This is a genomic window from Citrobacter sp. KH_055_1, from assembly GCF_057838705.1.
Map to the genome: position 1 here is coordinate 1325396 of NZ_CM174473.1, position 23028 is coordinate 1348423.

The following is a 23028-nucleotide window of genomic DNA, read 5'->3' on the forward strand; positions in this document are numbered from 1 at the left end:
ATCATGGCTATTGAACGTACTTTTTCCATCATCAAACCAAATGCGGTGGCAAAAAACGTTATTGGAAGCATCTTCGCACGCTTTGAATCAGCAGGGTTCAAAATTGTGGGGACTAAAATGCTGCACCTGACCGTTGAACAGGCGCGTGGCTTCTATGCCGAGCACGACGGCAAACCGTTCTTTGATGGCCTGGTTGAATTCATGACCTCTGGTCCGATTGTTGTTTCCGTTCTGGAAAGCGAAAACGCCGTTCAGCGTCACCGCGATCTGCTGGGTGCAACCAACCCGGCGAATGCGCTGGCAGGTACGCTGCGTGCAGATTACGCTGACAGCTTCACCGAGAACGGCACCCACGGTTCCGACTCCGTCGAATCTGCGGCGCGTGAAATCGCCTATTTCTTTGGCGAAGGCGAGGTTTGCCCGCGTACTCGCTGATCTCCTGCGTCTTTCACGTCGCCGATGCGTTGGCTGCGTTCGTTTACCCCGGTCACATAGTTTTCTATGCTCCCGGGGATGCTCGAACTTGCCGTCTTCCTGCGACGCGAAATCCTTTGGAGATGAATTAGCATTTACATATTATTTTCGCTAATGCTTCGTGCAAACGTGGCATCCCTGCGCCAGACTTTGTACAATGCAACGCCCCGGAAGAGCAGACCGCTTGCCGGGGCGTTTCTTTTTATCAACCCTCCACGGGCCATAACGTGTAACAACGAGGCCGGAAAAAATTATGTCTGAATTAGTTAACACCTCTGAAGTCGTCATTGCTGCGGTTCCAAATAAAAATGGAAAAATTAACCTGCTGGATCTGAACCGTCAGCAGATGCGCGAATTCTTCAAAGAGATGGGCGAAAAGCCGTTTCGTGCCGATCAGGTCATGAAATGGATGTACCACTATTGCAGCGACAACTTTGATGACATGACTGACATCAACAAAGTGCTGCGCAACAAACTGAAAGAAGTCGCTGAAATTCGCGCCCCGGAAGTGGTGGAAGAGCAGCGTTCGTCTGACGGCACCATCAAATGGGCCATTGCCGTTGGCGATCAGCGCGTAGAAACCGTGTATATCCCGGAAGACGATCGCGCCACCCTGTGTGTGTCTTCACAGGTCGGCTGTGCATTAGAGTGTAAATTCTGCTCTACGGCGCAACAGGGCTTTAACCGAAACCTGCGGGTGTCGGAAATCATCGGCCAGGTCTGGCGCGCGGCGAAAATCGTCGGTGCGGTGAAGGCAACGGGCGTGCGTCCTATCACCAACGTGGTCATGATGGGCATGGGCGAACCGTTGTTGAACCTGACCAACGTGGTTCCGGCGATGGAAATCATGCTTGATGACTTCGGTTTTGGGCTGTCAAAACGCCGTGTTACGCTGTCTACTTCCGGCGTGGTCCCTGCACTGGATAAGCTGGGCGACATGATTGACGTTGCGTTGGCGATTTCCCTGCATGCGCCGAACGATGAAATCCGTGACGAAATCGTGCCGATCAACAAAAAGTACAATATTGCTACGTTCCTTGAGTCGGTACGTGGCTACATTTCGAAGTCGAACGCCAACCAGGGCCGCGTCACCATCGAATATGTGATGTTAGATCACATTAACGACGGTACCGAGCACGCGCATCAGCTGGCGGAGCTGCTGAAAGATACGCCGTGTAAGATTAACCTGATCCCATGGAACCCGTTCCCGGGCGCGCCGTACGGACGGAGTTCTAACAGCCGTATCGATCGTTTCTCCAAAGTGTTGATGGGCTATGGTTTCACGACCATCGTGCGTAAAACACGCGGCGACGATATTGATGCAGCCTGCGGTCAGCTGGCGGGTGACGTCATTGACCGTACCAAGCGTACTCTGCGCAAGCGCATGCAGGGTGATGCTATCGACATCAAGACCGTTTGATGTTGGTGCACTACGGTATAATTAATGTACCGTAGTGCAATGTAAGTGACATACGGTCATTTGTTATACTCGTCAGGTCAATATTAACGGTGCGTTTTCGTCGACTTTAAGGCAGTATGTAGCGGCCCAACAAGAGTTTAGCCCTCAGGTTTACACTGTTTTGTCATTGATAGTCTGACCGTTTTATACTGTCTGACCAAGGTTAACTGACCAGATGTTTCGCGGTGTGGGTGAGCATTGTGGCTCACCGGCGCCAGAGCCCATATTTACGCAGCTGTAGCGAATGAATACTGAAGCCACGCACGACAAAAATGAAGCACTCTCCACCGGCGTTCGCCTGCGCAATGCCCGTGAACAACTCGGATTGAGCCAACAGGCCGTCGCGGAACGACTGTGCCTGAAGGTCTCCACGGTACGCGATATTGAAGAAGATAAGGCGCCAGCCGATCTCGCTTCAACGTTTCTGCGCGGGTATATCCGTTCCTATGCGCGTTTGGTGCATATTCCTGAAGAAGAACTGTTGCCAGGGCTGGAAAAACAGGCTCCGATTCGCCCAGCCAAAGTGGCACCGATGCAGAGTTTCTCGCTCGGTAAGCGCCGCAAAAAGCGTGATGGCTGGTTAATGACCTTTACCTGGCTGGTACTGTTTGTCGTGGTTGGACTTACTGGCGCCTGGTGGTGGCAGAATCATAAAGCGCAGCAGGAAGAGATCACCACGATGGCCGATCAATCCTCCGCTGAGCTAAATGCGGGTAAAGACAGTGCCCAGAGCGTGCCGTTAGATACCAGCGCTGCGGCAAGTCAGGATATGACTCCCCCCGCGCCGGATGATGGCGCGGTGGCAGACGCAGCGTCAGCACCTGACGCTGCCACAGTGCCTGCAGCTGCTGCAGATGCGCAACAGAATGCGGTAGTGGCACCGTCTCAGGCCAACGTAGACACAGCGACAACGGCGCCAACCTCACCGGCTACGGCGGCACCTTTGCCGACCGATCAAGCGGGTGTGACAACACCTGCCGCCGATCCTAACGCGCTGGTGATGAATTTTACCGCCGACTGCTGGCTGGAAGTCAGTGATGCGACCGGTAAAAAACTGTTTAGCGGTATGCAGCGTAAAGATGGCACGTTAAATCTTGTCGGCCAGGCACCGTACAAACTGAAAATTGGTGCACCGGCAGCAGTGCAGATTCAGTTCCAGGGTAAACCTGTCGACCTGAGTCGTTTTATCAGAACTAACCAGGTTGCGCGTCTGACCGTAAATGCCGAACAACCAGCGGCTCAGTAACAGACGGCAATGCGGGAGATTTTTTAATGCATAATCAGGCTCCAATTCAACGTAGAAAATCGACACGCATTTACGTTGGGAATGTGCCGATTGGTGATGGTGCGCCCATCGCCGTACAGTCTATGACCAATACGCGAACCACGGATGTGGCGGCGACGGTCAATCAAATCAAAGCGCTGGAACGCGTTGGGGCTGACATTGTCCGAGTCTCTGTACCGACAATGGATGCTGCAGAAGCGTTCAAGCTTATCAAACAGCAAGTCACAGTCCCGCTGGTTGCCGATATTCACTTTGACTACCGTATCGCGCTGAAAGTAGCGGAATACGGCGTCGACTGTCTGCGTATCAACCCAGGCAATATCGGTAATGAAGAGCGTATTCGCATGGTGGTGGACTGCGCTCGCGATAACAACATTCCTATCCGCATCGGCGTTAACGCCGGATCGTTGGAAAAAGATCTGCAGGAAAAATACGGCGAACCCACGCCGCAGGCGCTGCTGGAATCAGCTATGCGTCATGTGGATCATCTCGATCGTCTGAACTTCGACCAGTTCAAAGTGAGCGTTAAAGCCTCTGATGTGTTCCTTGCCGTTGAATCTTATCGTCTGTTAGCCAAACAGATCGATCAGCCGCTGCATCTGGGGATCACCGAAGCCGGTGGCGCACGCAGCGGATCGGTGAAGTCCGCGATTGGCTTGGGTTTGCTGTTGTCAGAAGGGATCGGCGATACGCTGCGCGTTTCTCTGGCGGCCGATCCGGTAGAAGAGATCAAAGTAGGCTTCGATATTCTGAAATCGCTGCGCATTCGCGCGCGCGGGATCAACTTTATCGCCTGCCCAACCTGTTCTCGTCAGGAGTTTGACGTCATCGGCACGGTTAACGCGCTGGAGCAACGTCTGGAAGACATCATCACGCCAATGGACGTTTCGATCATCGGCTGTGTGGTAAACGGTCCTGGTGAAGCGTTGGTTTCCACGCTCGGCGTGACGGGTGGCAACAAGAAAAGCGGCCTGTATGAAGACGGTGTACGTAAGGATCGTATCGATAACGACGATATGATTACCCAGCTAGAAGCCCGTATTCGTGCCAAAGCCAGCATCCTGGACGAAGCGCGTCGAATTGACGTGCAGCAGGTTGAAAAATAACAACGTGATGGGAAGCGGCGTGCTTCCCGTGTATGATTGAACCCGCATGGCGCCCGCATTGTTCGGGTTAGCGCTGAGGGTTCATTTTTATATCCATAAAGAGAATAAACGTGGCAAAAAACATTCAAGCCATTCGCGGCATGAACGATTATCTGCCTGGCGAAACCGCCATCTGGCAGCGCATTGAAGGCACTCTTAAAAACGTGCTCGGCAGCTACGGTTACAGTGAAATCCGCTTGCCGATTGTAGAGCAGACCCCGTTATTCAAACGCGCGATCGGTGAAGTGACCGACGTGGTTGAAAAAGAGATGTACACCTTTGAGGACCGTAATGGCGATAGCCTGACTTTGCGTCCTGAAGGAACGGCTGGCTGCGTACGTGCCGGCATCGAACATGGTCTCCTGTACAATCAGGAACAGCGTCTGTGGTATATCGGACCGATGTTCCGCCACGAGCGCCCGCAAAAAGGTCGCTATCGCCAATTCCATCAGCTGGGTGTCGAAGTGTTTGGCCTGCAAGGCCCGGACATTGATGCTGAGCTGATTATGCTGACCGCCCGCTGGTGGCGTGCACTGGGTATTTCTCAGCATGTTAGCCTTGAACTGAACTCCATCGGTTCTCTGGAAGCCCGTGCTAACTACCGAGATGCATTGGTGGCGTACCTGGAACAGCATAAAGACAAACTGGACGAAGACTGCAAGCGTCGCATGTATACCAACCCGTTGCGTGTACTCGATTCCAAAAATCCGGAAGTGCAGGCTCTGCTCAACGACGCTCCGGCTCTGGGCGACTACCTGGATGAGGATTCACGCGCGCATTTCGCCGGTCTGTGTACGCTGCTGGAGTCAGCAGGTATTGCTTACACCGTTAACCAACGACTGGTTCGTGGTCTCGACTACTACAACCGTACCGTATTTGAGTGGGTCACCAGCAGCCTGGGCTCGCAGGGTACCGTGTGTGCGGGTGGTCGTTATGACGGTCTGGTCGAGCAACTTGGCGGTCGTGCTACGCCAGCGGTTGGCTTCGCGATGGGTCTGGAACGACTTGTTTTGTTAGTTCAGGCAGTTAATCCGGAATTTATTGCTTCTCCTGTTGTCGATATATACCTGATCGCTTCAGGCACAGATACGCAGTCGGCGGCAATGGCGCTGGCTGAACGTCTGCGCGATGAAGTTCCGGGCGTAAAACTGATGACAAACCACGGTGGCGGCAACTTTAAGAAACAGTTTGCTCGCGCCGATAAGTGGGGCGCTCGCGTTGCACTGGTACTGGGTGAGTCCGAAGTGGCTGACGGTACTGTTGTAGTGAAGGATTTGCGCACTGGTGAGCAAACGGCAGTAGCGCAGGATAGCGTTGCCGCGCATTTGCGCACTTTGACTTGCTAAGGAGAAGGACAGCGTGGAAATTTACGAGAACGAAAACGACCAGGTTGATGCGGTAAAACGCTTCTTTGCCGAAAATGGCAAAGCGCTGGTGGTTGGGGTTATTTTAGGGGTTGGCGCACTGGTTGGCTGGCGTTACTGGACCAGCCATCAGACGGAGTCCACACGCTCTGCTTCTCTGGCGTATCAAAATACAGTGACTGCGGTCAGTGCGGGTAAGCAGGACAGCATTCCTGCCGCAGAGAAATTTGCCGCAGAGAACAAAAATACCTACGGCGCGTTAGCGTCGATGGAACTGGCGCAGCAGTTTGTTGATCAAAACGAACTTGAGAAAGCCGCTACCCAGTTGCAACAAGGACTGGCGGCGACCAGCGATGAGAATCTCAAAGCGGTGATTAATCTGCGTCTTGCGCGTGTGCAAGTTCAGCTTAAACAAGCGGATACCGCGCTGAAAACGCTCGATACCATTAAAGGTGAAGGGTGGGCGGCCATTGTCGCCGATCTGCGTGGCGAAGCGTTGCTGAGCAAAGGCGATAAACAAGGCGCGCGTAGCGCATGGGAAGCGGGTGTAAAAAGCGAAGCCTCTCCTGCTCTGAGCGAAATGATGCAGATGAAAATCAATAATTTGTCCATCTGAGAGGGACCCGATGCAATTGCGTAAATTACTTCTGCCAGGGCTGCTTTCCGTTACCCTATTAAGCGGCTGTTCACTGTTTGGTGGCGAAGAAGATGTCGTTAAGATGTCCCCATTACCGGTGGTTGAAAACCAGTTTACTCCGTCTACAGCCTGGAGCACGTCTGTAGGTAACGGTATTGGTGATTTCTATTCCAATCTTCATCCTGCGCTGGCAGATAACGTTGTCTATGCGGCGGATCGTACAGGCGTCGTTAAAGCTCTGAACGCGGATGATGGCAAAGAAGTCTGGTCCGTCAATCTGGCGGAAAAAGACGGCTGGTTCTCTAGAGTCTCTGCACAGCTTTCTGGTGGTGTGACGGTTTCCGGTGGTCACGTCTATATCGGCAGCGAAAAAGCCCAGGTTTATGCGCTTAATACCAGCGACGGTACTATTGCCTGGCAGACTCGTGTTGCCGGTGAAGCGCTGTCTCGCCCGGTGGTGAGTGATGGTGTGGTATTGATTCACACCAGCAACGGTCAACTGCAGGCGTTAAACGAAGCTGACGGTGCCGTCAAATGGACCGTCAACCTGGATATGCCATCGCTTTCGTTACGCGGCGAATCAGCCCCGGCTAGCGCTTTTGGTGCGGCGATTGTCGGCGGTGATAACGGTCGCGTGAGCGCCGTGCTGATGCAACAGGGCCAGATGATTTGGCAGCAACGTATTTCTCAGGCGACCGGTCCAACAGAAATCGATCGTCTGAGTGATGTTGACACCACGCCGGTTATCGTTAATGGCGTTGTGTACGCCCTGGCTTATAATGGTAACCTGACGGCGCTGGATCTGCGCAGCGGCCAGGTTATGTGGAAACGTGAACTCGGCTCGGTGAATGATTTCATCGTCGATGGCAACCGTATCTATCTGGTAGATCAGAATGACCGCGTGCTGGCGTTAACCACTGACGGCGGCGTAACGCTGTGGACGCAGAGCGATCTGCTTCACCGTCTGCTGACGTCTCCGGCGCTGTATAATGGCAATCTGGTTGTTGGCGATAGCGAAGGCTATCTGCACTGGATTAACATTGATGATGGCCGCTTTGTGGCCCAGCAGAAAGTCGACAGCTCCGGTTTCCTGACCGAGCCAGTATCGGCTGATGGTAAACTGCTGATCCAGGCGAAAGACGGTACGCTGTATTCCATTACGCGTTAATCGTCCTGCCGCTCGCTTTGAAAAACGGCTCCTGGTGCAGGGGCCGTTTTCCTGTTTTTAACAATGGCGTAAAAATACGTCCGTTGTCTGATGATTTTTTAAATGAGGCTTTAAACATGGTACCTGTGGTCGCGCTTGTCGGGCGCCCTAACGTTGGCAAATCCACGTTATTTAACCGTCTAACTCGCACCCGAGATGCGCTGGTTGCGGATTTCCCGGGTCTGACTCGTGACCGTAAGTACGGTCGTGCTGAGATTGAAGGACGCGAGTTTATCTGTGTTGATACCGGCGGTATTGATGGCACCGAAGACGGGGTCGAAACCCGCATGGCTGCACAGTCGCTGCTAGCCATCGAAGAAGCGGATGTTGTGCTGTTCATGGTTGATGCGCGTGCTGGCCTGATGCCGGCAGATGAAGCCATCGCCAAACATCTGCGTTCGCGCCAAAAACCGACTTTCCTGGTCGCCAACAAAACTGACGGACTCGATCCGGATCAGGCGGTGGTTGATTTTTATTCGCTGGGGTTAGGTGAAATTCACCCGATCGCAGCTTCTCACGGTCGTGGTGTTCTCAGCCTGCTGGAGCACGTTCTGCTGCCGTGGATGGATGACGTAGCGCCGCAGGAAGAAGTGGATGAAGACGCGGAATACTGGGCGAAGCTGGAAGCCGAAGAAAACGGTGAAGAAGAGCCTGAAGACGACTTCAATCCGCAGGATCTGCCAATCAAACTGGCGATTGTCGGGCGTCCGAACGTCGGTAAGTCCACACTCACTAACCGTATTCTCGGCGAAGACCGCGTGGTGGTTTACGATATGCCGGGAACCACGCGTGACAGTATTTATATCCCGATGGAACGTGACGGTCGCGAATATGTGCTGATCGACACTGCAGGCGTGCGTAAGCGCGGAAAAATTACCGAAGCGGTAGAAAAATTCTCCGTTATCAAGACGCTGCAGGCGATTGAAGACGCCAACGTGGTGATGCTGGTGATTGATGCCCGCGAGGGTATTTCCGATCAGGATCTGTCGCTACTGGGCTTTATTCTCAATAGTGGGCGCTCACTTGTCATCGTCGTCAACAAGTGGGACGGCCTGACCCAGGAAGTGAAAGAGCAGGTTAAAGAGACGCTGGACTTCCGTCTGGGCTTTATCGATTTTGCCCGCGTGCACTTTATCTCTGCGCTGCACGGCAGTGGTGTGGGTAATCTGTTTGAGTCAGTGCGTGAAGCGTATGACAGCTCAACCCGCCGCGTCAGTACCGCGATGCTGACCCGCATCATGACCATGGCGACAGAAGATCACCAGCCGCCGCTGGTGCGCGGTCGTCGTGTGAAGTTGAAATATGCGCATGCTGGTGGCTATAACCCACCAATTGTGGTGATTCACGGCAACCAGGTTAAAGACCTGCCTGATTCCTACAAACGTTATCTTATGAACTACTTCCGTAAGTCGCTGGAAGTGATGGGTACGCCGATCCGTATTCAGTTCAAAGAAGGGGAAAACCCGTATGCGAATAAGCGTAATACGTTGACGCCAACACAAATGCGCAAGCGTAAGCGTTTGATTCAACATATTAAAAAAAGTAAGTAACCCTTGCTGATTATGAAAACCCGCGCTTGTCGCGGGTTTTTTTCGTCTGTTTATAGTCCTGTGTGTCTGTATAATGTCAATGACTATTCTTTTTTGACCAAGTTTAAATCTAAGAAAGTAGACAATTGTCGAATTTTCATCTTAAAGTGCAGGGGTTGGTACTAGACAAAACTGGCTCCAGACCCTCAAATGGCTAATTAACTTTTCGCTACCTGTAAAAAAATCGACCAGATACATAACTGGCCGGCGTACAGCGTGGTGTTTACTCGCACAACACATATCTTTTCAGGAGAATTATGCAACCGTCTACTCAACCACAAGAAAGCCGAACGTTCTTCGGCCATCCCTATCCGCTAGGCTCGCTATTTTTCACGGAGATGTGGGAGCGTTTTTCGTTTTACGGCATCCGTCCGTTACTGATCTTATTTATGGCGGCCACCGTTTATGACGGTGGAATGGGGCTGGCGCGTGAAAATGCCTCTGCGATTGTCGGTATCTTTGCCGGTACCATGTATCTCGCTGCACTGCCGGGGGGCTGGCTGGCGGATAACTGGCTCGGCCAGCAGAAAGCGGTGTGGTATGGCTCTATTCTGATTGCGCTCGGCCACCTGTCGATTGCGCTCTCTGCCATCATGGGTAACAACCTGTTCTTTATCGGCCTGATGTTCATCGTGCTGGGTTCTGGTCTGTTTAAGACCTGTATTTCGGTCATGGTCGGTACGCTGTATAAAAAAGGCGATGCGCGCCGTGATGGCGGTTTCTCGCTGTTCTATATGGGTATCAACATCGGTTCATTCATAGCACCGTTGATCTCCGGCTGGCTGATTAAAACGCATGGCTGGCACTGGGGTTTTGGTATTGGCGGTATCGGGATGCTGGTAGCTTTAATTATCTTCCGTATCTTTGCCGTACCGGCGATGAAACGTTACGATAGCGAAGTGGGGCTGGACTCCACCTGGAACAACCCGGTAGCGAAGAAAAACGGTGTCGGTGCGTGGTTACTCGCGCTGGCTGCGGGTGTGGCCGTCGTTGTTACGCTGATTGCGCAGGGTGTGATTGTGATTAACCCGGTTGCGGTAGCCAGCATGCTGGTGTACGTGATTGCGGCATCCGTCGCCTGTTACTTCATCTACCTGTTTGTCTTTGCGGGCCTGAACCGTAAAGAGCGCGCGAGACTGCTGGTCTGCTTTATCTTGCTGGTTTCTGCGGCGTTCTTCTGGTCTGCGTTTGAGCAGAAACCGACTTCGTTTAATCTGTTTGCCAACGACTACACTAACCGTATGATCGGGGACTTTGAAATCCCGGCCGTGTGGTTCCAGTCGATTAACGCCCTGTTTATCATTCTGCTGGCGCCGGTATTCAGTTGGGCGTGGCCTAAACTTGCGAGCATGAACATTCGCCCAAGCAGTATCACCAAGTTTGTTATCGGCATTCTCTGTGCGGCGGCAGGCTTTGGCATAATGATGCTGGCGGCGCAGGACGTGCTGACAAATGGCGGCGCGGGCGTTTCTCCATTCTGGCTGGTGGGCAGTATCCTGATGCTGACGCTCGGCGAACTGTGCCTGAGCCCAATTGGTCTGGCGACCATGACGCTGCTGGCGCCAGAAAGAATGCGTGGTCAGATGATGGGGCTGTGGTTCTGTGCAAGCGCGCTGGGTAACCTGGCCGCAGGCCTGATTGGTGGTCACGTGAAGGCTGACCAGTTGGATATGCTGCCAGACCTGTTTGCGCGTTGCTCCATTGCGCTGCTTATCTGCGCCGCGGTCCTGATCGTCCTCATTGTTCCGATCCGCCGTATGCTGGAAAATACCCAGACTAAACCGGCAGCTAACGCGAAGTAATCTCTCCATTTCGCCGGGGTGGCGTTATGCCCCGGCAATCCAGCCCATACCACACCATCCCCTGTTTATCACTACCGCATCTTTGCACCATTTGAGGTGTCCGCATCGGCGTCGGTCTCATTCATTCGGTGAATCGTGTTAAAATCCAGACAGTGAAAATTATCCCAAGGAGTTATCATGTCGGTTACTTGCCCAGATTGTCATACACCAGTAGAGCCACAAAACGGAGCGGCGCACTGCGAAAACTGTCATAAAGATATTCAGCTTGAAGCGCGTTGTCCGGAGTGTCATCAGCAACTCCAGATATTAAAAGCCTGCGGTGCTGTGGACTACTTTTGTCCGCATGGGCATGGACTTATTTCAAAGAAACGCGTCGAGTTTTTCATTAATAATAATTAAAAGTAAATTTAGAGTTTCTAATTTGCCTACTTATTTTTATGTCTGATATTATCGATAGTAGGCAATATTTAGAATGTTTATATATTCATTCGCGTAATGAATTGATATTTACATTGTAAGCCGGAGTGAATTTCTCGATATAAAACAATATTATATTTTAGTTATTGCGATAAACTCAAGGATGGTTGTCGTATGGCGCAATGGATGCGCATTCTCATACTCGTGTTACTTTATGGTGGCGTTGTTTCAGCCTCAGGCACCAGTGTATCTCCAGTAGCTGAAAAAGTGAGTGAAACCTCATTACCTGATTTAGCCAGTGACTCAGCGCAAAAAAAAGAACAAGAGAATCTCGGAAAATCATATACAGAAAAAAGCGCTGACTATTTTATTAATTCTGCCACGCAAGGGTTTGATAATCTAACACCAGAAGCGCTTGAATCTCAGGCCCGTAGCTATTTTCAGGGGCAAATGACTTCGTCTGCACAATCTGGAATTGAATCATTAATGTCGCCCTATGGCAAAGTGCGTACCAACCTGGCAATTGGTGAAGGGGGGGATCTGGAAGGTAGTTCGCTGGATTATTTTGTTCCCTGGTACGATACCCAAAGCACATTGTTTTTTAGTCAGTTTTCAGCCCAGCGAAAAGAAGATCGTACCATTGGTAACGTGGGGTTCGGCGTGCGTCAGAATGTAGGGGCGTGGTTGCTGGGGAGCAACGTGTTTTATGACTACGACTTTACGCGTGGTCACCGCCGTCTGGGTTTAGGTGGCGAGGCGTGGACCGATTTTCTGCGTTTTTCCGGAAACTATTACCATCCTCTGTCGGACTGGAAAGATTCCGAAGATTTTGAGTTTTACGAAGAACGTCCGGCTCAAGGCTGGGACGTGCGGACAGAGGCGTGGCTACCATTCTATCCGCAGCTTGGCGGCAAACTGATTTATGAGCAGTATTATGGTGATGAGGTCGCGCTGTTCGGGACAGATAACCTGCAAAAAAATCCGCACGCTGTGACCGTTGGAATGAGTTACACACCGGTTCCTTTACTTACGCTGGCGGCAGATTATAAGGCTGGTACGGGAGACAATACTGACTTAAGCGTAACGGCATCAATGACCTACCAGTTTGGTACCCCGCTGGCAGCACAGCTTGATCCCGAAAATGTGAAAACCCAACACTCGTTGGCTGGAAGCCGCACCGATTTTGTCGATCGTAATAACTTTATCGTTCTGGAATACCGCGAAAAGGATCCGCTGGATGTCACTCTGTGGTTGAAAGCCGATGAAACCAACGAAAACCCAGAATGCGTCATTCAGGACAAACCGGAAGCCGGTATTGGCCTGGAGAAATGTAAATGGACGATCAACGCGCTCATTAACCATCGCTATAAAATTATTACAGCCTCATGGCAGGCGAAAAACAACGCCAACCGCACGCTGGTGATGCCGGTGGTAAAAGCGAACATGCTCACAGAAGGTAACAATAACCGCTGGAATTTGGTGCTACCAGCGTGGATCAATGCCAGCACAGAAGAAGAACGCACGACGTTGAATACCTGGAAAGTCCGCATCACCCTGGAAGATGATAAGGGGAACAAACAGAACTCGGGCATTGCGGAAATTACCGTGCAGCAGGACCGCCGGATTGAGCTGGTTGTCGATAATATCGCTGATGCCGATCGTACCGATCACAGCCACGCTGCCAGTGCACAGGCTGATGGTGCTGATGGCGTGGTGCTGGACGTGCTGTTAACCGATTCGAATGGTGATACCACCGACCGTAATGGCAACGAGCTGGTTGATGACGTAATGACCCCTGAGCTGTACGACAGCAATGATAAAAAAGTCGCGCTGTCGACGACGGCGTGTACTGTAGAAAACCCCTGTGTATTTATCGCTAATCGAGACAAAACGGCGGGTACGGTTACGTTGTCGAGTACGTTGCCGGGAACCTACCGCTGGAAAGCAAATACGGATGTTTATGGCGACAGTAACTATGTTGACGTTACCTTCCTGGGAAGTGACTCCGGTGGTGTCAGCGGTATCATCTATCAAGTAAAAGCCGCACAGCCGGTCAATTTGATGGGCAAAGAACAACAACACCCCACGCTCAATAATACCTACCGCTTCGTGCTTTGGCGTGATGCCAACAGCGATAGCGTATTCCAGATGTCAGAGCAGCTGACGGAAGAAGAAATGGCGCAGTATGACTACCAGTGGGAGTTCACTGGGCAGAGCACGCATGGGCATACCGGCGCCGAGTCAAATACCACCAATGAAGATCTAGTTCTTCCTGCAACCAACAAAGAGGCCGCGCAGAAATTTGGCGCGAATGTCCAGGATGGCGTTCAGGGATACGGCATACGGGTTTCGTATAGCCAGAAATAGCACAGCGTAGTGGCTGAGCGGCCAATCGCTGAAACATAAAGAAAAGGAGAGTCTTAATGCAGCAAATCGTAAAACGTCGACTAACTAAGGTCGCTCTGGCACTGGTAGTCGCAGGATATTGTTCCGTTCCGGCTATGGCGGCAAATGGCAATCTTAAGAGTGGACAATGGCAGATTGTTTCCGACAGCACGGGGACGATTCAGGGGACGGTACCGTGGATCACTCGCGCGGCAGATAAAACTACAGATACCGACAAAGATCATGTGACGGTCACTGTCGAACGCGCTAGTCGTACGGTCATCAGCGAAGGTGACAAGCAGTTCCACGTGGGCGATAAGGTGACGCTCAACTGGGCGATTGGCGATACGGAAGGTGACCTTGACGCCAACAATACCGCCACCAAAGCGACAATGGTTTGGGTGCGTTCTAAGAACCAGGATGGTTCGGATGCGGCAGAGATTAGCGGAACAACCGGGCAGGATAGCTACACCATTCAGGCCGATGATGCCGACTATTATCTCGGTATCAAAATGACACCAACCACTACCACCGGGGATCCCAACGCTGCCACCGTACTGCTGCTCGGTGACCTTTCTACCAACGCGGGCGGCGGTGCGGACGATGATGATATTCCGGAAGGTCCAGTGGTTGATGAAAACGTGAAAGTGGTGGTTTACGAGTCAGGTTCGACGACTAACCTGTTGGGTACGGCGACTACGCTTAAAACCAATACCACCTATAAAGTTCTGCTGTGGAAAGATAAAAACAGTAACGGCACCTACGATACCGGTGAAGACGTTACCAGCGATTACAACTACCGCTGGAAATTTACCGGCAACAGTAAGCAACTGGGCGCGGCGGGCGGTCTTGTCAGCAGTACCTATAACAACACCGATCTGGTGGTTCCGGTTACCAATGCCGAAGCGAAGAGTGCCTTCGACAACGGCGAAAGCGGTGGTGTTACCCTTGGCAACGATGGCGTGCAGGGTTACGGACTGTCTATCGATTATCAACGCAAATAATACTTACCCGACCATCCCTGCAAAGGGATGGTCTTTTCCGCGTCTTTTGCTTAGCTAACGGTTAAGCAAAAGATGTTGAATACAGAGCAAATACAGGTGGATATAGCTTATGGATGGCAGTCTGCGCAGGGAAGGGATTTCCCACTTTTTATTGATCATGCTGTTAATGTTCAGCAGTTTTTCTGCGCCAGTGTCCGGTGCGTTGAAAAGCGGTACCTGGCAGGAAGTGAACACCTCAACCGATGCAATCAACGGTACTGTGCCGCTGGCCGACGGTGTCACGATCCCTGTCTATCAGGGCAGTATTCAGCTCAAGTCAGATGAAACCAACACCATTAATTTTAGTGCTATGCCGCGTGACTTCAACACCGACGATACGGCTAGCGCGCTGCAGCTCGTTAATCCTCTGGATACCGAAGGCGATATTTTTGCGGTACCGCCCGTTCGTTGGGAAGAGAAAACGCCGAACGTTGCCCTAACCTGGGCAGATGCTGCGACTCCGGATGAGCCACTCAATCCGCAGCCTGTCGCCAATCAAACATTCTGTGCGCAGAATATGGCCGGGAAAAACTATGTAATCTGGCCGAAAATTGAGAACGATGATTCATCCACGCCGGCTGTTTTATATCTGCAAACGATCACGGGTACCCCCTTCAGCAATGCCACCACCCTGCTAGAGCAGAAGATTCCGGTAACGATTACCGCCGCGGCTGGCGATCCAGTGAAGGTAACGGCGGATAATTACAACGAAACGCTGAAAGCTGCAAAGGTGAATGTGGGCGGGAGCATTACCCTGACGGTCACCACGCATGACTGTCAGGGTAATGCTGTAGGTAATACGGCATTTGTAATCACCCGTGGCGATTCACTGAACCGCCAGAATACCGTGAATAATACAGCACCCGTGCATGTTGGCGACACCGAACTGACCACCACGACAACGGAATATCACGGCACCACTGATGCTAATGGTAACGCCAGCGTTGTAATCACGCAGGCGAATGGCCCTGGCGTCAAAACTCCGCTGACGGTTTCTCCGGCCAATGCCTCCACGTTGAAAGCTAGCGTTGATGTGATTTTCACCACACTAACCAGCCCGGATAGCACCAATGCCAATATGTGGGGGCATATGGCGGAAACCTCCAGCGCGGATGTGGAAGGTGAAACCTATACCTTCACTCGACCGAAGCTGGCGGCAGAAGCAGAAGGTACAAGCGGGACCGTGAGTGCAAATAACGAGACCTGGGCGCTATTTAACTGGAGTGGTGCCGATGAACACTGTGACATTTTACCCGATGCGCGTCAGTTAATGGGGTTGAAAATTGCTCGCGGCGATCTGGCGAACCAGTTGGGTTGGCCGGTGGCGGGTACCAATGAGTATTGGTCATCGTCGGCAGGGACGCTGGCGACGAATCACTTAGGTGTCAATATGTTCAGCCGTCGTGTTGTTGAAGAACCCGATACGACAACATCGGTGGTGAGCTGTGTCGATAAAGCCTCGCCGGACGTGACGCCTGCGTTGACGTTGACGCTGGATAATATGGATAGCAGTCTGAATGCTGCAAAGGTGCCGGTGGGGGACTCTATCAGTATGAGGATCACCATTACCGATAAAGAGACCGGTTCAGCACTGCCTTATCGCTATTTTGATCTGTTTGTCGGTGATGAGCAGAACCGTAAGGGGCAAACCAATACCGAGGCTCAGGCTGAAGGGGCTAAATACGGTTGGGATGACAATCCGGTGCTGGTGGGCATTGAAGGTTCCGGTACGCCGAATCATTACCATGGTATTACCGACGCCAACGGCCAGTTGTCGTTGGAGTTAACGCAGAACAACGGTGCAGGCGTTCTGACACCGCTGCGTGTGGTACTGGCGGATGGCACCGAATCCACGGCTAACGTCATCTTTACTGTAGTAACGAGTCCGGATGTTACGCAGGCACGCATGTGGGGTCATATGCAGGGCGTTGTTGAGGCGGGTAATATCTACAAACGACCACTGCTAGCGGGTGAGGCAACGGCAAATACCAGTTCAACCGTTGAGAATCATGAGGACTGGGCGACTTTTAATTCCGTCACTGCGGCGACCGCACAGTGTGGTGTGGGGCAAGTGCCGGGGCAGGTGATTCTGGATGCGCTCTATTCGGCCCACTCTGGCAACGCCATGCTGACCAATTATGGTTGGCCAACTGCCAGCCATAGCTATATTTCCGCTGATACCGACGGTACTCAGACTGCGCACGTCAATCTCGCGAACGGCACCGATGCGATGTTTAGCGGTACAGAGCCCAACTATCTCAGCTGCTCTGGCAACGAACTGGTTACACAGCTAGACGTGTCGATGAATGGTGATGCCAATCTACGTCAGGCGGTGGCGAAGGTGGGTGAGCAGATAACCATGACGGTGCACTCGGTCAATGCGCTGAACGGGCTGGTTGTCCCTAATGCGGCGTTTACCGTCACGATGGCACACGGTAAAAACCGTAGCGGACTGACTGCAGGTTATATCGATGCAACTGATGGTACGTTGGTGATGGGCGGCGAGTCTTTTGGCTCATCTCAGGCCTCTATGATGTATCAGGGAATGACTGATGACAGCGGTAACGCGACGCTTATCATCGAGCAACCGCAGGGAGTTGGGTTACTGACTCAACTGAGCATTGTCCCCGTCAATTCGCTTATCACAACGCCGATAGCGCGCAGTGTGAAGTTTACGGTACCGACCAGTCCGGACACGGCAAATGCGGAAATGTGGGGCCACATGGCGGATACGGTGACCGCAGATGGCCTGACATTTGAGCGGCCTAAGCTGGCAACAGAGGTCACTGCAACGCGAACTCAGGAGGAAGATAACGAAACGTGGGCGCGCATCACGCATACCGATGCGGCGGGCAGTACCGGGGCTGGTGGATGTGCGGTAAACCGCTTGCCTCGCGCCGATCAACTCAGTGCGCTGTATAACGCCAACAGAAGTGGAGCTATGCACAATGTCCAAGGCTGGCCGGTGGCTCAATCATACTGGTCGGCGACGTTTGCCAGTGAGACCACGTGGAAAATGATGTCGCTAGCCAGTGGCGCAGAAAGTACCGGCGGTAACGCCTCTGTCTATACCAGCTGTCTTGCCAGTGATAACCCCGTTGCCTCCACTATTACCATTGAGGCGGTAACCCCTGCGCAGTGGAGCGATGTTGTGCAGGCGACGAAGGTGAAAAAGGGCGATACGCTGGCGCTTAAGGTGACGGTAAAAGATGCCAGCGGTAATCCGTTACCTGGCGTGCCGTTTGTGTTGAGTCGCGGCGATGGATATACGCGCCAGGGTAGCAAACATATTGCCGGTAGCGGTGATGGTATTGTGTCACCCGTGGTGATTGATGGTGAATCACTGAATGATACGGTGACAAAAATTGGCGGCATTACTGGCGATGATGGTAGCAAAACGGTTAGCGTTACCCGTCCGGATACCCATGGCACCAAAGTCGCGATAACCGCCACGTTGTATGACAACGCCAGTGTGAGCGACAGTCTGGACACCATCTTCACCGTGGTATCCAGCCCGGATAGCGATAAAGCCGCTATGTGGGGGCATATGCCGGAAACCGTCACGGCGGCGAACGGTGCAGTATTTGAGCGTCCACTGTTGTTGGCTGAAATTGCCAGCGGCGTTACCGCAGGTAGCGTAACTGAAAATAATGAAGCCTGGGGAACCGTAGATTTCCACTCGATTTCTACTGCTTGTGGTGCGGCTTATGTTCCGACACTGGCAGACCTGCAGTCGCTGTATTCGGGGTGGCCGAGCGGAGCGATGAATACACAGCAGGGCTGGCCGCTGGATGGAAAAAACTACCAAAACAGCACCGCCGATCTCAGCCGCGCAACGGATAATCGCTATGTTAAATCGCTCAACCTGCGCGATAACGGCATCACGTCGCAATTGTGGAGCGAAAAGCTCTATTTCTCCTGTTTGCAGAGTGCGCATTCTACGGCAACGCATCTGACGTTGACCTCAACGCTCTATAAAGAGAGTGACGGCTTCGCCAAAGCGAAAGTAGGTGAAACCATCCCGATTGTTATTACCACCCTCGACGACAGCGGTAATCCGGTGGGCAATACGCCGGTTATCTTTACACGCGGTGACAGCGTGGGGCGCAGTAATCAGGACGTTAACACGACTGAAGCCGCAGCTATTCAGATTAACCAGGGCACTGGCATTGATAGCGGCGTTGAGTACTACACGGCCACCGGTGACGATGGGACGGTTACGCTGAATATTAACCAAGACGGTGGCGCGGGATTCAGTACGCCATTACAGGCATCGATTGAGAATATCACCAACACCAGTCAGTCTTTATCAGCGATTTTTACCGTAGTGACCAGCCCGGATACGGCAAAAGCCAACTATTGGGGGCATATGGCCGAAACGGTGACTGACAGTGCAGGGTTGGTGTATAAACGCCCACTGTTGTCGAGCGAGTTTAGCGCTACACCGGGTAAAACGGTGACTATCGTCAATGGCAGTTATGATAAAGGTGAAACGTGGGGAATGCTCACCGCCAGTGAGGCTTGGAAAGGTACTAACGGTTGCGGACGTAGCAATTTGCCAATCACGGCGAATTTGCAGACGCTGTACACCCGCTATCCTGACGGAGCAATGCGTACTATCAACGGTTGGCCGATGAGCAATAACGGCGCCGTCAGCGATAGTCAGTACTGGTGGTCTGGTGATTCTGTGTTGTCTGAGGACGCTAGCCAGTTACAGTATGCGGCAGTCAATCTATTGAGTGCTGCGGATATTAAATCCACAACCAGTACATCAACCTATTACATGCAAACCTGTCTTGCCTCACCGCGCCAGCTTGCCAGCAAGCTAACGCTGACGCTTGCCAATGAAGATGAAACGACAGGCATCGCGAAAGCGAAAAAAGGCGAGAAGATTGCCGCGACTGTTATGGTTACCGATACAACCGGACTACCGGTGAGCAATGCGTTGGTGAAGATTACCCGTAGTGATGCCAAAACCCGTGCGAACGTGATTTATACCACTAACAACGCAGACGATATCACACTGAGTGATATTTCTTCAGGCCAGGTCAGCACACTGCTGGATACTAAAGAAAAATACCTTTATGTACAGACAGATGCCCAAGGACTCATGACGTTTAACATTACGCAGGATAGCACTACTGGTCTGCAAACAACCATTAGTGCGACGCTGGCGGATGACAGTAAGGTAACGGACAGTAAAAATGCCATTTTCACGGTAATTACTAGCCCGGATACTAGCATCGCGAAATATTGGGGTCATATGCCCGAGACGTTTACCAACAGTAAAAACGTTGAATTTAAACGTCCGCTGCTGCGAGCAGAGCTCTCGTCGACAAGCAACACGACAGCATACTCGCTGACCGGGGACGGAGAAGTTTGGTACTCAACAACGAACATGGCGTATTTAGTACAGTGCGATCAGATGAGCACCGCCTCAGCGAGCGATCTGGCGACGCTGCAAAGCGACCACCCGAACGGTGGTTTAATGACACAGTTTGGTTTGCCGGTAAGCAGCACTTCGCTGCCGTGGATGGCTGGCAATTTGATCGTTAATGCTGCCCATACCGGCGTAATCTCGCAAAGCGTTAATTTGTTCTCGGGTGAAAATACACAAGCGAGTTCTCAGGCGACCTTGCAACTGTGCCGTGTGGAGCCAAGAACGCTGAATATTACGCTAACCTCCAGCTTGCCATGGGATGCGAACAAAGCGGGATACCTGGCGAAAAAAGGTGAGAAAATCCCACTGACAATTAGCATCACCGATAATGCTGGGCAGCCTCAGGTGGGTGTGAGTATTAAATTTTACCGTGGGCTTTCAAATTTTCGAAATGCACCAGGTTCCTCCACAAACGATACGCTTGCGGAATCCTACACACTTTTAGAACCGGTTTCGCCAGCGTCGGATGCTGTGACGCAAAAATACAATTTGTCACCGACATACTGGTATGGCACGACTGACAGTAACGGTAAAGTTCAGCTCAATGTGAGCCAGGATAGTACGACGGGGTTGAAAACCGAATTCTATGCAGTGATTGTGGACAACAATGTTTCGACCGAGGGCGTTGGCGGTATCTTTACCGTCTTGACCAGCCCGGACGTCGATACGGCTTTCCGCTGGGGCCATATGCCGGAGACGGTTGAAGGGCCGGACGGCGTCACCTATACGCGTCCAAAATTACAGTCAGAAGTCCCATCAGGCGTAGGTTTCTATAATAAAAACAATGAATATTGGGCGCATCCAACGGCTGTTCAAGCTCAAACGGCAGGGGCAACGGGCTGTGATCCTACCTACCAACCGCTGCTGAGCGATTTGCAGGCGCTGTATAATAAATACCCGAACACTGAACTGGAAACTACCTATGGCTGGCCACTGTCGTCGGGCAGAAACTGGTGGGCAGTAGACTTATCCAGTACAGGCCAATATCAAAGCCTTAATTTAAGCACGGGTACGAGTAATGCCACGACGTCGTCGACCACGATGCAGATGCAAGCCTGCCGAACGACGCCTCATGCGCCGCAACCGGCAACGATTGAACTGACATCCAGTGTTTTCGATGAAGCGGGTCAGTACGTTAAGGTGAAAAAAGGCGAAACCATCCCGCTGACCGTCACGGTGAAAGATGTGAATGGCAGCCCAGCCGCGAATGCCGCCTTTACCATTTCGCGTAGCGACGGCATATCGCGCAGTGGCCTGGTGAAGACCACCGATAACAAAGGGGCGACGGACGATCTTGCGCTAGAGGAACTGACGCCAACACCTGCGACCACGGTGCTGGGCACTAAGGCCAGCACCTATAGCGGCGTGACGGGGGCAGACGGCACCGCCACATTTAGTTTGAGCCAGGATGATGCTATGGGGCTTAAGACCACGATTACGGCGAAATTAGGGACTTATCCAACGCCAACGGCCGCCCTCGATGCGATATTTACTGTCGTGACCAGCCCGGATACCGATAAAGCTGCGTACTGGGGCCATATGCCAGAAACCGCGACCAACAGTGCAGGTGTTGCCTTCCGACGCCCGCTGCTCGCCGCTGAAATGGCATCGTACAGCAGCACGTATACTTATAACAACGAAGTCTGGCCTCTGGTCACCGCCGGAAATACGGATATCGCAGGTGCGACAGGCTGCGATAAGGCGTATCAACCGCTGAAGAGTGACATGGAAACGTTATTTATCGATAACCTTAGCGTTTCAGGTGGTGTCGGTACCGTTTACGGCTGGCCTAGTGGCTCCAATGAACCCTGGTGGGCCGGAGATAAACAGGCAAATACCGGAAACTACCAATATATTATGCTGAGCACTGGCGGTGGTGGATCTACCAGTTCATCAAGTACCAAAGGTGCGCAGGTTTGTCTGGTTGAACCTCGAATTACTGCGGCAGCTATTACGCTGACCTCGACAGCGATGGATGCGGCGAAGGCGTCGGCGGTAGCGGAGAAAGGCAAGACTATCCCGCTGACCGTTACGGTAAAAGATACCAGCGGTAATCCAGTCGCTAATGCCAGCTTTACTCTCTCACGAGGCGATTCGACAAACCGGGCGGGCGTGGTAATAACCGATGGTGACGTTGAGGCGGAGATGGGGGCGGATGATTTAGTTCTTCGTGAGGTCACGCCATCCAGCTCGACCATAGACATGAGCAATACCGCCAGCATCTTTACCGGAACCACGGGGGCTGATGGTATAGCGACCTTTACTCTGAGTCAGGATAAGAGCCTGGGGTTGAAAACGTCGCTGACAGCAGCTCTGGTCAATGACACGAATATCCATGCGTCACTGGATGGCATCTTTAATGTGCTGACCAGCCCGGATACAGATAAAGCGAAATTCTGGGGGAATATGCCTGATACCGTCAGCACGAACGGTAAAACGTTACAACGCCCATTGTTGCTTGCTGAATTGCCTTCCGGTGTCACGCCGCCGCTTCATATCACCATGAATAAAGAGGATTGGGCGATGGCACATACCATTGATTCCAGCACCTGGGATCTGGCAGCCCAGTGTGGCAGCTTGCAGAAAGCGTCCACGGCGGATGATTTACTGGCGCTGCATTCGGTATTCAGCACTATCGGGTGGCCGACAACATCGAGCTACAGCTATCTTTCGCAAACGAAAGGGACGAAGAACTACTGTGCGGTAAACCAGTCAAGCGGCAGTGAAAACTGCACTATCGATGCGGGTAAAACGGCAGGGTTCGCGACCTGCGCGCAGTAG

At 52.3% G+C, this 23028-nt stretch carries 13 protein-coding genes; all 13 read left to right on the top strand.

The window, feature by feature from the left end; all coding sequences use genetic code 11:
• Nucleotides 1–3 precede the first annotated feature (3 nt).
• The 13 genes from ndk (at nt 4) to AC3ITF_RS06240 (ending at nt 23028) form a co-directional block, all read left to right on the top strand.
• The gene (gene ndk / locus AC3ITF_RS06180; protein ID WP_044714626.1) at nt 4–435 is read left to right on the top strand and encodes a nucleoside-diphosphate kinase; all 432 of its coding nucleotides are present in this window, start codon (nt 4–6) and stop codon (nt 433–435) included.
• Between the two features lie 292 nt (nt 436–727).
• A complete protein-coding gene (gene rlmN / locus AC3ITF_RS06185; RefSeq protein WP_115257784.1) occupies nt 728–1894 on the top strand; it encodes a dual-specificity RNA methyltransferase RlmN in 1167 nt (388 codons plus the stop codon).
• A 283-nt stretch (nt 1895–2177) separates the two neighbouring features.
• The gene (gene rodZ / locus AC3ITF_RS06190; RefSeq protein WP_489176231.1) at nt 2178–3179 is read left to right on the top strand and encodes a cytoskeleton protein RodZ; all 1002 of its coding nucleotides are present in this window, start codon (nt 2178–2180) and stop codon (nt 3177–3179) included.
• Nucleotides 3180–3205: 26 nt separating this feature from the next.
• The gene (gene ispG, locus AC3ITF_RS06195; protein WP_096756173.1) at nt 3206–4324 is read left to right on the top strand and encodes a flavodoxin-dependent (E)-4-hydroxy-3-methylbut-2-enyl-diphosphate synthase; all 1119 of its coding nucleotides are present in this window, start codon (nt 3206–3208) and stop codon (nt 4322–4324) included.
• 110 nt (nt 4325–4434) lie between these two features.
• Nucleotides 4435–5709: a histidine--tRNA ligase gene (hisS, locus tag AC3ITF_RS06200; protein WP_096756174.1), complete on the top strand. Its 1275-nt coding sequence runs from the start codon at nt 4435–4437 to the stop codon at nt 5707–5709.
• Nucleotides 5710–5722: 13 nt separating this feature from the next.
• On the top strand, nt 5723–6343 hold the full coding sequence (locus tag AC3ITF_RS06205) for a YfgM family protein (RefSeq protein ID WP_096756175.1): 621 nt from the start codon (nt 5723–5725) through the stop codon (nt 6341–6343).
• Nucleotides 6344–6353: 10 nt separating this feature from the next.
• Nucleotides 6354–7532: an outer membrane protein assembly factor BamB gene (gene bamB, locus AC3ITF_RS06210; RefSeq protein ID WP_096756176.1), complete on the top strand. Its 1179-nt coding sequence runs from the start codon at nt 6354–6356 to the stop codon at nt 7530–7532.
• 116 nt (nt 7533–7648) lie between these two features.
• Nucleotides 7649–9121 (top strand): ribosome biogenesis GTPase Der, encoded by a 1473-nt coding sequence (gene der / locus AC3ITF_RS06215; RefSeq protein WP_115257787.1) that lies wholly within the window; start codon nt 7649–7651, stop codon nt 9119–9121.
• A gap of 296 nt (nt 9122–9417) precedes the next feature.
• Nucleotides 9418–10962, top strand: coding sequence for a peptide MFS transporter (locus AC3ITF_RS06220; protein ID WP_115257788.1), 1545 nt, complete (start codon nt 9418–9420; stop codon nt 10960–10962).
• 177 nt (nt 10963–11139) lie between these two features.
• Nucleotides 11140–11361, top strand: a complete 222-nt coding sequence (locus AC3ITF_RS06225) for a zinc ribbon domain-containing protein (RefSeq protein ID WP_115257789.1) — start codon at nt 11140–11142, stop codon at nt 11359–11361.
• A 192-nt stretch (nt 11362–11553) separates the two neighbouring features.
• Entirely contained in the window at nt 11554–13746 is a 2193-nt protein-coding gene (sinH, locus tag AC3ITF_RS06230) for an intimin-like inverse autotransporter SinH (RefSeq protein WP_489176232.1), read from the top strand.
• 56 nt (nt 13747–13802) lie between these two features.
• The gene (locus AC3ITF_RS06235) at nt 13803–14768 is read left to right on the top strand and encodes a SinI family autotransporter-associated protein (protein WP_135911607.1); all 966 of its coding nucleotides are present in this window, start codon (nt 13803–13805) and stop codon (nt 14766–14768) included.
• A 109-nt stretch (nt 14769–14877) separates the two neighbouring features.
• On the top strand, nt 14878–23028 hold the full coding sequence (locus tag AC3ITF_RS06240) for an adhesion domain-containing protein (protein WP_489176233.1): 8151 nt from the start codon (nt 14878–14880) through the stop codon (nt 23026–23028).

Excerpts from the sequence above, each read along its gene's own strand:
- ndk (WP_044714626.1), top strand. The coding sequence starts at position 4 with ATGGCTATTGAACGTACTTTTTCCATCATCAAACCAAATGCGGTGGCA.
- rlmN (WP_115257784.1), top strand. The coding sequence starts at position 728 with ATGTCTGAATTAGTTAACACCTCTGAAGTCGTCATTGCTGCGGTTCCA.
- rodZ (WP_489176231.1), top strand. The coding sequence starts at position 2,178 with ATGAATACTGAAGCCACGCACGACAAAAATGAAGCACTCTCCACCGGC.
- ispG (WP_096756173.1), top strand. The coding sequence starts at position 3,206 with ATGCATAATCAGGCTCCAATTCAACGTAGAAAATCGACACGCATTTAC.
- bamB (WP_096756176.1), top strand. The coding sequence starts at position 6,354 with ATGCAATTGCGTAAATTACTTCTGCCAGGGCTGCTTTCCGTTACCCTA.
- der (WP_115257787.1), top strand. The coding sequence starts at position 7,649 with ATGGTACCTGTGGTCGCGCTTGTCGGGCGCCCTAACGTTGGCAAATCC.
- AC3ITF_RS06220 (WP_115257788.1), top strand. The coding sequence starts at position 9,418 with ATGCAACCGTCTACTCAACCACAAGAAAGCCGAACGTTCTTCGGCCAT.
- AC3ITF_RS06225 (WP_115257789.1), top strand. The coding sequence starts at position 11,140 with ATGTCGGTTACTTGCCCAGATTGTCATACACCAGTAGAGCCACAAAAC.
- sinH (WP_489176232.1), top strand. The coding sequence starts at position 11,554 with ATGGCGCAATGGATGCGCATTCTCATACTCGTGTTACTTTATGGTGGC.
- AC3ITF_RS06235 (WP_135911607.1), top strand. The coding sequence starts at position 13,803 with ATGCAGCAAATCGTAAAACGTCGACTAACTAAGGTCGCTCTGGCACTG.
- AC3ITF_RS06240 (WP_489176233.1), top strand. The coding sequence starts at position 14,878 with ATGGATGGCAGTCTGCGCAGGGAAGGGATTTCCCACTTTTTATTGATC.